This is a genomic window from Desulfosporosinus lacus DSM 15449 (assembly GCF_900129935.1).
In the GTDB taxonomy this organism is placed as follows: Bacteria; Bacillota; Desulfitobacteriia; order Desulfitobacteriales; family Desulfitobacteriaceae; genus Desulfosporosinus; species Desulfosporosinus lacus.
This window is the reverse complement of the sequence record NZ_FQXJ01000005.1, coordinates 355917-370641: the sequence shown is the minus strand read 5'-3', so window position 1 is coordinate 370641 and position 14725 is coordinate 355917. Positions and strand designations below refer to the sequence as shown.

At 42.8% G+C, this 14725-nt stretch carries 14 protein-coding genes; 13 read left to right on the top strand and 1 reads right to left on the bottom strand.

The genetic code is table 11. The annotated features are described in order from the left end of the window. Positions 1 to 41 precede the first annotated feature (41 nt). The gene (locus tag BUB11_RS08795; RefSeq protein WP_084110215.1) at positions 42 to 683 is read right to left on the bottom strand and encodes a hypothetical protein; all 642 of its coding nucleotides are present in this window, start codon (positions 681 to 683) and stop codon (positions 42 to 44) included. A gap of 174 nt (positions 684 to 857) precedes the next feature. Between BUB11_RS08795 and pstS the strand changes: the two genes are divergently transcribed. From pstS to BUB11_RS08730, 13 genes are all read left to right on the top strand, one after another. Further along, positions 858 to 1946, top strand: coding sequence for a phosphate ABC transporter substrate-binding protein PstS (gene pstS / locus BUB11_RS08790; RefSeq protein WP_073029383.1), 1089 nt, complete (start codon positions 858 to 860; stop codon positions 1944 to 1946). Between the two features lie 77 nt (positions 1947 to 2023). After that, the gene (gene pstC, locus BUB11_RS08785) at positions 2024 to 2968 is read left to right on the top strand and encodes a phosphate ABC transporter permease subunit PstC (protein ID WP_073029382.1); all 945 of its coding nucleotides are present in this window, start codon (positions 2024 to 2026) and stop codon (positions 2966 to 2968) included. Then, a complete protein-coding gene (gene pstA / locus BUB11_RS08780; RefSeq protein WP_073029381.1) occupies positions 2965 to 3801 on the top strand; it encodes a phosphate ABC transporter permease PstA in 837 nt (278 codons plus the stop codon). The genes pstC and pstA overlap by 4 nt, the downstream gene beginning before the upstream one ends. Positions 3802 to 3817: 16 nt before the next feature. Continuing rightward, complete coding sequence (gene pstB, locus BUB11_RS08775; RefSeq protein ID WP_073029380.1) at positions 3818 to 4570, top strand: phosphate ABC transporter ATP-binding protein PstB; 753 nt, start codon at positions 3818 to 3820, stop codon at positions 4568 to 4570. 16 nt (positions 4571 to 4586) lie between these two features. Continuing rightward, complete coding sequence (gene phoU, locus BUB11_RS08770) at positions 4587 to 5237, top strand: phosphate signaling complex protein PhoU (protein WP_073029379.1); 651 nt, start codon at positions 4587 to 4589, stop codon at positions 5235 to 5237. Between the two features lie 117 nt (positions 5238 to 5354). Next, positions 5355 to 6686: a 30S ribosomal protein S12 methylthiotransferase RimO gene (gene rimO, locus BUB11_RS08765; protein WP_073029378.1), complete on the top strand. Its 1332-nt coding sequence runs from the start codon at positions 5355 to 5357 to the stop codon at positions 6684 to 6686. Next, complete coding sequence (gene pgsA / locus BUB11_RS08760) at positions 6683 to 7240, top strand: CDP-diacylglycerol--glycerol-3-phosphate 3-phosphatidyltransferase (protein ID WP_073029377.1); 558 nt, start codon at positions 6683 to 6685, stop codon at positions 7238 to 7240. Before rimO ends, pgsA begins: the two co-directional genes overlap by 4 nt. Before the next feature lie 205 nt (positions 7241 to 7445). After that, complete coding sequence (locus tag BUB11_RS08755) at positions 7446 to 7970, top strand: hypothetical protein (protein ID WP_073029376.1); 525 nt, start codon at positions 7446 to 7448, stop codon at positions 7968 to 7970. A gap of 23 nt (positions 7971 to 7993) precedes the next feature. Further along, positions 7994 to 9463 (top strand): AAA family ATPase, encoded by a 1470-nt coding sequence (locus tag BUB11_RS08750; protein WP_073029375.1) that lies wholly within the window; start codon positions 7994 to 7996, stop codon positions 9461 to 9463. A gap of 234 nt (positions 9464 to 9697) precedes the next feature. Then, the gene (locus BUB11_RS08745; RefSeq protein ID WP_073029374.1) at positions 9698 to 10942 is read left to right on the top strand and encodes a competence/damage-inducible protein A; all 1245 of its coding nucleotides are present in this window, start codon (positions 9698 to 9700) and stop codon (positions 10940 to 10942) included. Between the two features lie 17 nt (positions 10943 to 10959). Continuing rightward, entirely contained in the window at positions 10960 to 12579 is a 1620-nt protein-coding gene (locus BUB11_RS08740) for a DEAD/DEAH box helicase (protein WP_143187583.1), read from the top strand. A 332-nt stretch (positions 12580 to 12911) separates the two neighbouring features. After that, positions 12912 to 13952, top strand: coding sequence for a recombinase RecA (gene recA / locus BUB11_RS08735; protein WP_073029417.1), 1041 nt, complete (start codon positions 12912 to 12914; stop codon positions 13950 to 13952). Next, positions 13930 to 14472 carry a regulatory protein RecX gene (locus BUB11_RS08730; RefSeq protein ID WP_073029373.1) on the top strand — a complete coding sequence of 181 codons (543 nt, stop codon included), beginning with the start codon at positions 13930 to 13932 and terminating at the stop codon, positions 14470 to 14472. The genes recA and BUB11_RS08730 overlap by 23 nt, the downstream gene beginning before the upstream one ends. Positions 14473 to 14725 lie beyond the last annotated feature (253 nt).

Here is a 14725-nt window from a genome sequence, read left to right as displayed (position 1 = left end):
CTTAGGGTCATATTAATTCTAGTCAGAAAATATAGCTTTCTTTATGCCCAGTCTCCAAACTCATCGATCAGTGTATCTTCAACCTCTTCAAGAGCGATTTTCCCCAGTTCTTTGAGGTGACCATCCTCCGACCATTCCAGGAAATCTTCGTAGGTAAAGTCTGGTTCCTCATAATAAAATTTCTGAAAGGAAAACCATATTCCCTCTGTGCGAGTATCTTCTTCGTAACGAATTAAGTAATACTCAGTTTCTTCAAGCTTACTCTGAAAAAAGACAGCTTGTCCGGGTACGATCTGCACAACTCGTGCATCTTCATATTGTCGATTGACAAATTGAAAGGTAAAGGCCTGTAAGGGAATTTGGTCGTTAGTATGAAGCAGGGGGGCGAGGACTGGTTCCGGAAGCTTATCGTGTGTCGATTCTTGTTTGTTTCCCCAGGTATATGCTGTTTCCTTTATTCGTTCCTCTTCCATCTGTTCCGCAATTATTTCGAGGCGGCGAGAAACGAGTGAGGGCAGAGTGTATTCTTGGCAAGAAGCAGCGCGACAGTGGTAGACAGGGACATTAGCTACACGCCCTGGACCGTGGGCTAAATCAATTGGAATCGTCTTGGCTGTCAGATATCCCATATCACCACAACCGCACATATCGATTGGTTCTATTATTTCATCTTCATCAAACACAATATGACACCTCACAAAAGTTTGTTGGGCCTTAATTCGCCAAGAGTATGATAATTCCTTTAAGTATATACATTAAATCTTGCCATTTAACGCAAACTTTACACAGATAGATTTTTCGGGGCTCGTTAATAATACATCAAACGAGAAATAAAATACAGAATGGGAGAATTTTTTATGTTTAGAAAAAAAGGAAGATTATTAGCTCATGTACTTACAGCAGTATTAATGCTTTCATTTGTTGGGTGCGGAGAGAAGAACCCGGGTACACCAACAGGTCAAGGACAAGCAGAGACAGCTAATCTAACCGGGTCAGGAAGCTCTTTTGTCTATCCTCTATTAAATCAACAAATTGAGGAGTACCGCAAGGGGAATTCTAACATCACGATTAACTATCAGAGCTCTGGCAGCGGTGCAGGCATTAAACAGGTTTCTGAGCAAACGATTGATTTTGGGGCGACAGACGGCCCGATGACAGATGAACAGCTTAAAGCGACAAAAGGTGGGCAACTGCTGCATATTCCTTTAACTTTAGGTGCCGTAGCGGTCACCTATAATGTTCCGAACGCTCCAAAGGAGCTGAAAATAGCTCCCACTGTACTGGCAGATATCTTTCTAGGGAAGATAACCAATTGGAATGATCAACAGATTGCCAATGATAATCCGGGCGTATCTTTGCCAGACTCTAAAATTACAGTTGCTCATCGTTCAGATGGGAGTGGCACAACCTACATATTTTCAGATTACCTCAGCAGCATAAGTCCGGAGTGGTTAAGCAAGGTGGGTAAAGGAACTTCCCTGAATTGGCCAGCAGGGCTAGGTGGTAAAGGAAATGCCGGCGTTGCGGGTGTAATTCAACAAACCTCCGGTTCTATCGGATATCTAGAACTAGCGTATGCCGTTCAAAATAACTTGCCTTATGCGATGATGAAAAACAAAGAGGGCAAGTGGGTACCCCCTTCTCTTCAAACAACGTCTGCAGCAGCTGCGGCAGCCACAATTCCAGATGACATGAGAGTGTCAATTGTCAATGCTCCAGGGGCTGACGCTTATCCAATTGCTGGTTTTAGTTGGGCTTTGATTTATAAGGATCAAACTGATAAAGCTAAAGGAACGGCACTGGTTAATTTTATTAATTGGTCTATTCATGACGGACAGGCTCTTTCTGAAGGGTTACATTACGCAAAGCTGCCAGCCAGTTTAGTAAGCCGTGAAGAAGAGATGCTCAAATCTATTACGTTTCAAGGAGAACCATTGATAAAGTAAATAGATAGGCAGAGGATTAATTAATTATGATCCAAGTTGTAGGGGTTCTAATTTAGGAAGGCGGAAGATCAGAAAATATGAGTAAGAAACGCATACTTACAACTTCCATGGGGGATCAAACTTTAAGACTATTGACACTTCTGATGGCGGTCAGTGTTTTGGTTCTCATGGCTTGGATGGGTTGGCAGATGTTTGACGCAGCACGTCCGAGCATTCAAAAGTTTGGCCTTAGCTTTATTACCAATCGTGTTTGGGATCCAGTAAAGGAACAATTTGGAGCGCTGCCATTTATCTATGGAACATTAGTGACCTCATTATTGGCCTTGCTCTTGGCAGCCCCTATCGGACTCGGTGTGGCGATCTTTCTTAATGAAATGGCTGAGTCTAAATTTCGTGCTGTGGTTGGATTTTTAGTGGAGATGCTAGCCGCGATTCCAAGTGTTGTCTACGGATTGTGGGGAATTTTTGTCCTAGCCCCTTGGCTTAGAGAAACTGTCGAACCCGGACTAGCTAAGTGGCTGGGCTTTATTCCCCTTTTCCAGGGTACCCCCGTTGGTTTTGGTATGCTCGCCGGAGGACTGATATTAGCAGTGATGATTCTTCCTACGATTGCGGCCATCTCTAGAGAAGTAATGGCCGCTGTGCCCAATATGCAACGTGAAGCTGCCCTAGCCCTAGGGGCAACGAAGTGGGAGATGATTAGGGTGGCTGTTCTGCCCTACGCCAAGTCGGGAATCATGGGCGGGATTATGCTTGGCTTAGGACGTGCACTTGGGGAAACAATGGCTGTTACAATGGTAATCGGCAATCGTCCCGATATTCTTCCGTCCTTATTTGCGCCTGCCTACTCCATGGCCGCAGTGATTGCCAACGAGTTTACAGAAGCTACGTATGATCTGTATTTAAGTGCTCTTGTCGAAATTGGTCTTATTTTATTCGGGATTACACTTGTGCTTAATTTTTTTGCTCGACTCCTTGTGTGGTCTGTAGCACGCGGTCCTAAGGGAGGAAACGTTGTATGAATGAATACTTTCGAAAATATAAAAACTTAATGATGTTGACAGTTTTTATTGGAGCAACTATTATTGCCCTAATCCCATTGTTTGGAGTCTTAGGGTATGTTGTAAAGAATGGCCTAAGTGCTTTAAACTTACAGTTTTTTGTTAATTTACCGAAAGCAATGGGTTTGCCTGGAGGCGGGATGGCCAATGCGATAGCAGGTACTTTGATTATGGTTTTAATTGCCAGTGCTCTTGGTATTCCTATTGGTATCCTGGCGGCAATCTATTTAACAGAATACGACCGTCACAGTTGGCTGAGTACGGGAGTTCGTTTTGCAACCGACGTTTTGACAGGTATTCCTTCGATAATTGTTGGTATAGTCATATACACTGCAGTAGTGTTGAGAATGGGAAATTTCTCTGCTCTTGCGGGAGGACTTTCTCTAGCCGTGATAATGATCCCATTAATTATTCGATCGACAGAAGAAATGCTAAAGCTGGTTTCCCATTCAATCAGAGAAGCAGGGTTCGCTTTGGGGATTTCTAAAGCTAAAACGATTTTGAAAATTGTTTTGCCGACCGCCGCAAAAGGAATAATTACAGGGGCAATGCTGGCAGTTGCACGTGTTGCCGGGGAAACTGCCCCCTTATTGTTCACCGCTTTAGGAAATCAATATTGGTCACGCTCCCTGAATGAACCAACAGCTTCTTTGCCGGTTCAGATCTTTCAGTATGCAACATCTCCTTATAAGGAGTGGCACCAACTTGCTTGGGCTGGGTCTTTAGTATTAATTTTAATGGTAATTACTTTGAATTTAGTAGCACGATATGCATTTCGATCGAGAAGTATTTAGAGGGGGTACAGTATAGATGGGGCAGACTTTAAGTGTCAGGCAACTTGAAGCATGGTATGGGTCTAATAAAACCCTTAAAGGCATAAATATGGAGGTTGCATCAAATCATGTGACAGCAATCATTGGTCCGTCGGGGTGCGGAAAGTCAACTTTCGTTCGTTGTATAAACCGTATGCATGAGACGATGCCAGGGACAAAAGTTAAAGGAGAAATAATTTTAGATGGGAAAAGTATTTATGATCAAGATCCTGTGGCATTACGAAAAATGGTAGGGATGGTGTTTCAAAAACCAAATCCTTTTCCTTCTATGAGTATTTACGAAAATGTAGTTGCTGGTGTTCGGCTTAATGGGATGAGAAACAAGCAGAACTTACAAGGTATTGCAGAGAAAAGTTTGCGTATGGCCGCCTTATGGGATGAAGTTAAAGACCGCTTGAATTATTCGGGCATGAGCTTGTCAGGCGGGCAGCAGCAACGTCTGTGTATTGCCAGGGCTCTGGCAGTTGAACCATCCGTACTGCTGATGGATGAGCCGGCCTCAGCATTAGACCCTATAGCAACCACTCACATTGAGGAATTAGTCAGGCAACTGAAAGAGGATTACACTATCCTTATAGTAACGCATAATATGCAACAGGCTGCCCGAATTGCTGACTCCACAGCGTTTTTTCTTAATGGAGAACTGGTGGAGCATGGAGCAACTTCGGAAATTTTTACAAACCCGAATGATAAGCGAACTGAGGATTATATTACTGGGCGTTTTGGCTAAAAAAGGAGGAAATTTGATGCGTCAGACACTTAATGAAGGGCAGCTCATTTTGATACAGTTATTGAAAGATATGGGAAACGAAGTTGAGAGGATTCTGCAAGGGTGTATGCAAAGTCTAATATCCTTAGACCGAAAACAAGCCGAATTTTGGATAGCAGAAGATCAGAAAGTCAACGATTTTGAACGTCAAGTAGATGATGAATGTGTACGCTTAATAGCCACTCAGCAACCAGTGGCAAAGGACTTACGAATGATTATTTCGGCAATGAAAATATCGACGGATCTTGAACGAATGGGGGATTTAGCGATTGACATTGCTAAAATAGTGCGGAGAATTGAGGGCCCTTTATTAAAACAGCTTATTGATATCCCACTCATGGCTGAAAAGGCCCTTGGAATGATGAGGCAGGGGCTGGAAGCCTACGCTAATGAGGATATGGACCTTGCGCATGATCTGGCAGTTCTAGACGACCAAGTTGATCATTTGTATAAAAAAGTGGTGCGAGATCTGTTAGTCATTATGACGGATAAACCGGAAGTCTTGGATCAGGGCATGTACTTAGCCTTTGTGGGACGTTATCTTGAGAGATTTGCAGATCATGCAACTAATATTGGGGAAAATGTAATTTATATTTCGACAGCAGGCAGGCAGGATCTGAATAAATAAGTTAATTGCAGGAAACTATGAGTGACTGGATGCATACTTTAAGATGCAATATTTTTTGACCTTGTGGAAGTGTTGGTTTATACTAAGAAAAGCAGACCAATGATATGAGGTGTAACGTTGACGAAGAAAGTAGCAGTTGTCACTTTGGGGTGTCCAAAAAATCAAGTGGACAGCGAAGTAATGTCAGGATTACTGGCCCAAAATCATATATTTATCGAAAATCCTGAAGAAGCAGATGTTATTATTGTAAATACCTGTACATTTATTCAATCTGCTAAGGAAGAATCAATTGAAGCGATTTTTGAAATGGCAAGTCACAAGAAAACTGGTGCTTGCCAGACTTTGATTGCGACAGGTTGTTTAGCTCAACGCTACGGTTCTGAGTTAATGCAGGACATCCCTGAATTAGATGGGGTACTTGGGACAGGAAATATTGATGAAATAACCAAGTTAGTTCAAGAGACTGAGAAAAAAAGAACGTCCCTGATTAAACAAGGAGCCCCTGATTTCCTTCATAATGAGTTGATGGCAAGAATTCGGTCTACGCCGGATTATTTAGCGTATGTGAAGGTCGCTGAGGGCTGCGATAACTATTGTACCTATTGTGTCATTCCTTATGTTCGGGGACATTTCCGCAGTCGCCCGCAGGAATCAGTGATACATGAGGTTCAGGAGATGGCCGCCCAAGGAGTTAAGGAAATCCTAATCATGGGCCAAGACACTACGCGTTATGGACAGGATCTTTATGAAGAACTTCGCCTGCCTCAACTAATTCGCGAACTCGCTCGGATCGAGGGAATAGAATGGATTAGATTAATGTATTGTTATCCTGAGCGTTTTACAGATGAATTGATTGAAACCATGCGACAGGAGCCAAAAGTTTGCAAGTATATTGATTTACCTTTACAACACGCGGATAATAAGATTCTGAAAGATATGAATCGACGAGGAACCATAGAACAAGCTGAAACACTGATCGGAAAATTACGGACAGCTATGCCGGACATAACTATTCGCACGACAATGATTACCGGTTTTCCAGGAGAAACGGAGCAGGAATTTCAATCGATAGTTGATTTTATTCAACGTGTCCAATTTGATCGTCTTGGGGTGTTTGCCTATTCTCAAGAGGAGAATACGCCAGCGGGTCAAAGAGAAGACCAAGTTCCACCAGAAGTTCGCGAAAAGCGCAGAGACCAAATTATGCAAATCCAACAAGACATATCTCGGCAAAGGCTACAGCGATGGGTTGGTCGGGTTGTTACAGTGTTGCTTGAGATGAAATTACCTGACGGGCGGTGGATGGGCCGAACGGAAGGGGACGCTCCTGAAATTGATGGGCAAGTCTATATTCCTGATACTCAAGTCTCTCTTCAGGAGGGAGATCTGGTCAAAGTTCGCATCCTTGAGGCGGATAACTACGATTTAATGGGAGTGGTTGTCTCGTGAATTTACCCAATCGTTTAACTATGGCCCGAATTATTTTGATACCGGTGTTTATGACCTTTTTACTGTTGAAGGTTCCTAAAGGTTATACACTATTCCCTAATCAAGACTTAGTGGCGGCCGTGATCTTTATCTTGGCGGCCGCTACAGATGGCTTGGATGGCTATATTGCGCGCAAACGGAATCAGGTTACGAACTTGGGCAAATTCATGGATCCGTTGGCAGATAAGCTTTTAGTTTCTGCGGCCCTCATTTCATTGGTCCAACTTGGAGAAGTGACGGCTTGGATTGCTTGGATCATCTTAGCCAGAGAGTTTGCGGTTACAGGCCTGCGAGCCATTGCTGCTGTGGACAGGGTTGTTATCAGTGCCAGTAAACTTGGAAAAATCAAAACAACGACTCAAGTAATTGCGATTTCTGCAATATTATTGCATGATTGGCCTCTATCCCTGATTGGGATATACATTGGTCAACCTCTCTTATACATAGCCCTGTTTTTCACAGTTATTTCTGGTCTGGATTATATGATTAAGTCTCGGAAATTGTTGCGCAAATAGATTTATAGTGCTTTTTGTATTGGATATAAAAATAATTAATTTAGAATTGAGTGCCATTCTCATAGATTGGCACTCGTTTTAATGTCTTGCTAAATAATATTTACCTTACTTTACCTTATTTGGATATAAGATATTTTTTCTGCGTGATATACTACGTGCTATAATGTCGATATAGCATGAAGTGTAGCAAATGGAGGAAGATATAATGACAAATCGCCGAATACTGATAATCAGCCTCGCAGGATTTCTGATATTTGGGTTATTATTAGGGGGCAAGGTAGTCTATCAAAAAAAGTGGGTTGATGTTTCCATCTTGAGCCAAAGTCAGCAAATTCCAGGTGTCGTTTCTGCTAAGGTTGAGGATAACAACAGTTTGAAAGAGATGGTTGTGGTGACCGACCAGCTGACCAACCTTCGTCAAGCCAGCAAAACGCTTATAAAAGTTGCAAATAATGTTCCAATTCGATTTGTTGACCACAGAAATGATTCCCTTGAGAAACTATTTGGGCAGATTCAGTTTGCCTTACAAGAAGGAATCGCACGTGGGAATTTTACCGAAATGTCGCAAAATGTCAGAATACAAGCTGAAAAGGAAGGCGTACAATTAGAATTAGAGATGGACAGTGATGCCATATACGTAATCCTTAATCAGGGTCAAGCTCAGTTGATAGAGGTTATCGAACGAAATGGGCAGGGCCAGTTTCTATCGTCTGAAAGGAATAAAGGATAAATAAAGAGAGGGAGAACGTATGTATGAAATATGACATCTTGCTAGGCCTTGCTATAGGAGTTTTTGCCTTTTTAATGGTTATGGGTTATAACGTGTTTCCCGTAGGTTTGCTGCTAGTAACCGCTTATGTTGTCTGGAAATTGGTTATTTCTCGTCAAATCCTGAAAAATGGTAACGGAGTAGCCATAAGCACCACAGGAATTGATTTTGAGGATATTGGAGGTCAGAGTGTCGCTAAAAAAGAACTCCAAGAGGCTTTGGACTTTCTGTTGTACTCTGATCGAATGAAAGCTTTAGGAATCCGTCCTTTGAAGGGAATATTATTATCTGGCCCCACTGGGACGGGGAAAACACTATTAGCCAAAGCTGCGGCCAGATATACAGATTCAGCATTTCTTTCGGTATCAGGCAGTGAATTCGTAGAAATGTATGCCGGTGTCGGAGCGGAACGTGTTCGAGGCTTGTTTCGCAGAGCACGTGAAATGGTACGTAAGGAAAAAAAGACGAGCGCTATTATTTTCATTGATGAGATGGATATCTTAGGAGCGAAGCGTGGAAGTAATGTTTCCCATCATGAATATGATCAAACACTGAATCAACTGCTTATTGAAATGGATGGTCTGAAAGTAGATCAAGGCCCTCACATCCTGGTCATGGCTGCCACAAATCGCCCAGAGGCCTTGGATGCAGCGTTACTTCGACCAGGGCGGTTCGATCGGCAAGTAAAAGTTGATCTTCCCGATAAAGAAGGTCGTTTGGCCATCTTAAAAATTCACACTAAAAATAAGCCATTAGCGCAAGAGGTGCGTTTAGAAGAAATTGCGCACGAAACCTTCGGATTTTCAGGGGCCCATTTAGAGAGTGTTACGAATGAAGCTGCTATTCTGGCCTTGCGCGAGGAGGCCAGCGAGATTAATGAACATCATTTACATGAAGCGGTCGAGAAAGTGATGATGGGAGAAAAACTTGATCGGAAACCAACATCCGAGGAACTGCGACGTATTGCCATTCATGAAAGCGGGCATGCCATGCTGGCAGAAACAGTCCGTCCTAACTCAGTTTCTCAGATTTCTATCCGTTCAAGAGGAAATGCTTTAGGGTATGTTCGTCATTACCCCAAGGATGATTTGTATCTTTATACACAGGCGATGCTTGAAGAGCAGATCATGGTAGCTTTAGCTGGAGCACTTGCGGAAGAGCAAATTCTGGGTACACGAAGTACGGGCGCTGCCGGTGACTATGAACAAGCCTTAAATCTCGTAGAGAAGATGCTTCTCGCAGGAATGTCTCCCTTGGGGGTTACAGACGTTTCTCGCTTGAATGCCGACCAACGTGAGCCTGTGACGAAAGACATTTTAGCAGAGCTTGAAAAACGAACAATGAAGATCATTGAGGAGAACAAACAATCCTTATTAGGGATTACTAAGATTCTTGAAGAAGAAGAAACGCTAAGCGGTGAAACCCTGCGAACCTATCTCAAAACTGTCGCCTGAAAAATGCAACCTAAAGAATGCCCTCCTATGGTAGAATAATATAATCTATACATAGGAGGGCATTTATATTATTTTAATATTTTGCACGAGTAAGAAGGATATTTTTTGACAAGATCAGAAATAATTAACAAAGTGCATGGTCGTAGCTCGATGTTCATTATTTGTCGTTCGAAGCACGAACTACGAATTTGCAGACCGCGAATTTGCGTTGATTATAGGAGAGTGGTAAACTATATGAAAGCTGAAATTGTCTCAACTGGGACTGAGTTATTACTTGGAGAAACCCTCAATACGAGTGCTCACTATTTGACAGGAAAACTGTCCTTATTAGGCATTGAAGTTGACTATCATACGACAGTGGGGGACAATCCCAAACGATTAGAACAGATTTTACGCCAGGCAATTGAGCGCACTGATATAATCGTTACAACGGGAGGATTAGGTCCAACAGCAGATGACTTGACGAAGGAACTAGTTGCAAAAGTCTTAGATCTGAAGATGGAGATAGATGCCCCAAGTTCAGAAAACATTAAACAGTTCTTTAGCCGCAGAAAAGCGCCTATGCCTTCAAGTAACGAGAAACAAGCCTTTTTTCCCAAAGGCTCGAAAGTCTTACCTAACCCTATAGGAACCGCCCCAGGTGCCATCATTGAAAAAAAGGGTAAGACCGTAATTATATTGCCCGGTCCTCCGTTTGAAATGCAGCCCATGTTCGATAATTATGTTTGGCCTGAATTAGTTTCAATGATTGGACCCCATGTCGAACGGATGAATGAACGTGTCCTTAAAGTCTTTGGAATGGGAGAATCCTCCATAGAGAAAGTACTCGATGATCTAATGAATCTTCCGAACCTTACGATGGCATTGTTGGCTAAAAGAGCAGAGATGCACATACGCTTAGTGGCGAGAAGCACAGAAATTACATCGGGTGAGGCTAAAATGGCGTTGGATCAAGCTGAAGAGGAAATCCGCCGGCGCTTAGGAAATAAAGTATTTGGTCGAGATCAGGAAACCATGATCAGTATTGTAGGAAAGGCCTTGATTAGTAAGGATTTGACAATTTCTACAGCTGAGTCGTGTACAGGGGGGTTACTTGGTGCTGCATTCACACAGGAACCGGGTAGTTCTAAATTCTATTTAGGCGGGGCAGTGAGTTATTCTAATGCCTTAAAACAAAGTCTTCTGGGGGTTGACGAGGAAAGTCTTAAAGCATTTGGGGCAGTGAGTGAAGAGGTTGCCAAGGAAATGGCAGAAGGAATTCGTTCTAAGACGGGATCAGCTTTGGCTGTCTCTACTACGGGAATAGCGGGGCCGGATGGAGGCACTAATGAAAAACCAGTAGGGCTTGTTTACATTGGTTTTGCAACGGCTAATGGTGTTCATGCTGAAAAATTTCAGTTCTATGGTGAACGGGAGTCTGTCCGTCAGTTGACCGTTCAAGCTGCCCTTAATGGAGTACGCCTTTATGTTAAACAGTGAAGGGAGATTACAATTAGGTGATGGTTGAACGTTTACAAACCTTTGGTGATATACAGTTAAGTAAACCCATTTTACAAGCCCTGTCAGAGATGGGGTTTGAAGAGCCTTCTCCGATTCAAAAAGAAGCAATTCCGGTTGCCCTTGATGGGGTTGACCTAATCGGGCAGGCCCAGACAGGAACGGGTAAAACGGCTGCTTTTGGAATTCCTATTACGGAAAAGGTGAATTCAAAATTTCAAGCAGTGCAAGCGCTCATTGTCACGCCTACTCGAGAACTGGCAATACAGGTTGCGGAGGAAATCGCAAAACTTGGAAAGTATAGGCACGTTAAACCGTTGCCGATTTATGGCGGGCAACCTATTGACCGTCAGATTAGAGCCTTGAGAATGGGATATCAGGTGGTTGTCGGAACTCCTGGACGGTTGTTAGACCATTTGAATCGGGGAACACTTCGTCTGCAACATGTGAAAATGGTAGTTCTGGATGAAGCTGACGAAATGCTGGACATGGGCTTTATTGACGACATCGAGAGTCTTCTAAGGGAGGTCCCTGCTGAAGGAAGGCAAGTTCTGCTCTTCTCGGCAACGATGCCCCCAGGAATTCGTAAATTGGCCCAGACCTATATGAATGCTCCCCGTTCTGTCACGGTCAGTCGAGATGAATTAACCGTTCCATTAATTGATCAGGTTTTCTATGAAACGAGAGAAAGCATTAAAGTTGATGCTTTAGGCCGTATCATTGATATGGAGGATATCGGACAAGGGATTATTTTCTGCCGCACGAAGCGTGGAGTGGATGAATTGGTGGTGTCGCTTGAAGCTCGAGGATATTTTGCAGATGCTTTGCATGGGGATTTAAGCCAACAGCAACGGGACCGTGTCATGAAACGGTTCAGAGATGGGAAATCTGAACTATTGGTAGCTACAGATGTTGCTGCACGGGGCTTAGATATTAATAATGTGACTCATGTTATTAACTTTGATATTCCTCAAGATCCGGTATCGTATGTGCATCGGATTGGCCGAACTGGGCGAGTCGGCCGTAAAGGGCAAGCTATAACCCTAATTTCCCCTAAAGAATATCGCCAACTTCGCCTGATTGAGAATCTTATTAAAACGAGAATTCGTCGGCAAGAGCTTCCTTCAATGGCTGATATAAGTGAGCGCCAAGCAGAAAATATTAAGAATCAACTTATTAAACTAATGCAAAGTAATCGCTTGGGCAGTTATCGTGCGATTGTCGGGGATTTGCTCCAAGAATATGATTCAATGGATGTGGCGGCTGCTGCCTTGAAGTATGCTATCGAGGGAGCCAATGTGGACGAAATCGAAAATAGCAAAGACCCTGATGAACGGCTTTTTGGAAAAACAGGAGCCACACCAGGCATGGTGCGATTTTTTATTAATATTGGCAGAGTTCAACAAATTCGTCCCCAGGATATTATTCGTTGGATTGCAGATCAAAGCGGAATTTCTGGAAGCAGTATTGGAATAATAAATATTTATGATAAGTTCACCTTTGTAGAGATTCCTGATAAATATGCTTCCAGAGTTCAGAGCTGCATGCATCAGACAATGATTAAAGGCCGTAAGGTGAGTGTTGAACCAGCTAAGGCACGTGAAAACTCTGACGTTTAATCAGATTATAAAGTTGGCCTTTTAAAAAGCTAATCCTAATTAAATAACGAGTTTTGTATTGAGGTATAAGACGGTCAAATGACATAGAAATGGCGTGCGGAATAACAATATCTTCGCACGTCATTTCTCCATATATAGTCCATTTTTCAATTCAGCTACTTAATCTTAATCTTAAATTCAATAAAAATTGTTAGATTAGCAGTTTTAATGTCGGCAGTTTCATAAACAAATTGACAAGTGTTGAAGGAGGCATCTATAATAGAAACCGAACAGATGTTTTGCTAAAAGAGAAAATGCTAATGCGTTATGACCAAGATGAGGAGGATAAAAGAATGGCCGAAACAAATAAGTTAAAGGCACTTGATATTGCACTTGCTCAGATTGAAAAGCAGTTCGGTAAAGGTTCGATCATGAAACTTGGGGAATCTTCGGCGGGTATGATGATTGATGTTATCCCGACAGGTTCTTTGGCAATAGATCTGGCCTTAGGAGTTGGAGGAGTGCCTCGCGGGCGGGTAATCGAAATTTACGGACCAGAGTCTTCAGGAAAGACAACTGTAGCGCTTCATATCATTGCTGAAGCCCAAAAGCTGGGCGGAGCTGCTGCGTTCATAGATGCGGAGCATGCCCTCGATCCAGTGTATGCAAAAGCATTAGGGGTTAATATTGATGACTTGCTTGTTGCACAGCCAGATACAGGTGAACAAGGGTTAGAAATCTGCGAGGCCCTTGTGCGCAGTGCTGCTGTCGATGTGGTCGTGGTTGACTCTGTAGCTGCCTTAGTTCCTCGCGCCGAGATTGAAGGTGAAATGGGGGACAATCATGTCGGATTGCATGCTCGCCTAATGTCCCAGGCTTTGCGTAAGTTGACAGGATCCATCAGTAAGAGTAATACTTGTGTTATTTTTATTAACCAAATTCGGGAAAAGATCGGAGTTATGTTTGGCAGTCCGGAGACAACTACAGGTGGACGAGCGCTTAAGTTTTATGCCTCGATTCGGATGGATATACGCCGCCAAGAAGCCATAAAATCAGGGCAGGATGTAATAGGAAACAAAACCCGAGTCAAAGTCGTCAAAAACAAAGTTGCCCCGCCCTTTAAAATAGCAGATTTTGATATTATGTACGGAGAAGGTATTTCTCGTGAGGGGAGTATCGTGGATATAGGCACAGAAATGGAAGTTATTGCAAAATCAGGAGCATGGTATTCCTATCAAGGAGAGCGGCTGGGGCAAGGGCGAGAGAATGTTAAAGAGTACCTTAAACAACACCCGGAGATGGCTGACGAACTCGAGCAACAGATTCGTACTAACTTGGTCCCTATTGTAACCACTGATGCAACAGAGGACGATGGTACATTTGACGAGCGCTAAACCTCGCAGAAGCGCCAAGGATGTTGCGCAGGATTGTTTATCTCGGAGGGCTTTAACCTATTGCGAATTAGAGGCTCGTCTCAAGGAAAAAGGCTATGAAAGCTCAGAGATTAGAGCTGTGTTGGAAAAAATGCTGGAATGGGGTTATCTTAACGACGAAGAGTTGGCTTTTATGTATTCTAAAAGTCGCCTAAAGCGTTATTCTCGACGCAGGGTTCAACAAGATATGCAAAATCGAGGATTAGTACCTCAATTAATCGAACAAGCCTTGGGAGAAAACTATTCAAGTAATGATGAGTTTGAACAATGCCTAACTCTCGCTGAACGTTGGTGGGTACAAGAGGGCAAACGTTGGGAACATAAAAATGTGATAGAAAATGCAAAGAAAATGATTCCACGTGAATTATGGGTTCAGCAAAAAATTGCCCGGAAGCTTATTCAACGGGGGTATCCCACAGATATGGTGAGAAACGTACTTTCTCAGATTAAAATTAATCAGAGTGAAGATGTGGAGATATAGCCCAGTGTATAGAATTCATCCATTTAGGACAAGCTTGACATTGGTTGCAAATGATATTAAAATCTTAACAGAGACCTGTCTCTGTTAAGATTTAACCTTTAAAGGTTTTCTTATAGATTTCGTTGTAGTTAGCTAAAATATGGGGTTTTTTGACTAGCGAGCGAGAGTTGTAGGAAACAGGAGAAGACACCTGTTTTAAAGGTTATGCTTAAAAGTGACTGGTTTTGGAAACCAGTTTTTTTTATTTAGAAAT

What these genes read in the sequence shown, in the direction of transcription:
- pstB (WP_073029380.1), top strand. Translation starts at nt 3,818, where the DNA reads ATGGGGCAGACTTTAAGTGTCAGGCAACTTGAAGCATGGTATGGGTCT.
- recA (WP_073029417.1), top strand. Translation starts at nt 12,912, where the DNA reads ATGGCCGAAACAAATAAGTTAAAGGCACTTGATATTGCACTTGCTCAG.
- BUB11_RS08755 (WP_073029376.1), top strand. Translation starts at nt 7,446, where the DNA reads ATGACAAATCGCCGAATACTGATAATCAGCCTCGCAGGATTTCTGATA.
- pstA (WP_073029381.1), top strand. Translation starts at nt 2,965, where the DNA reads ATGAATGAATACTTTCGAAAATATAAAAACTTAATGATGTTGACAGTT.
- BUB11_RS08730 (WP_073029373.1), top strand. Translation starts at nt 13,930, where the DNA reads ATGGTACATTTGACGAGCGCTAAACCTCGCAGAAGCGCCAAGGATGTT.
- BUB11_RS08745 (WP_073029374.1), top strand. Translation starts at nt 9,698, where the DNA reads ATGAAAGCTGAAATTGTCTCAACTGGGACTGAGTTATTACTTGGAGAA.
- pstS (WP_073029383.1), top strand. Translation starts at nt 858, where the DNA reads ATGTTTAGAAAAAAAGGAAGATTATTAGCTCATGTACTTACAGCAGTA.
- BUB11_RS08750 (WP_073029375.1), top strand. Translation starts at nt 7,994, where the DNA reads ATGAAATATGACATCTTGCTAGGCCTTGCTATAGGAGTTTTTGCCTTT.
- phoU (WP_073029379.1), top strand. Translation starts at nt 4,587, where the DNA reads ATGCGTCAGACACTTAATGAAGGGCAGCTCATTTTGATACAGTTATTG.
- pstC (WP_073029382.1), top strand. Translation starts at nt 2,024, where the DNA reads ATGAGTAAGAAACGCATACTTACAACTTCCATGGGGGATCAAACTTTA.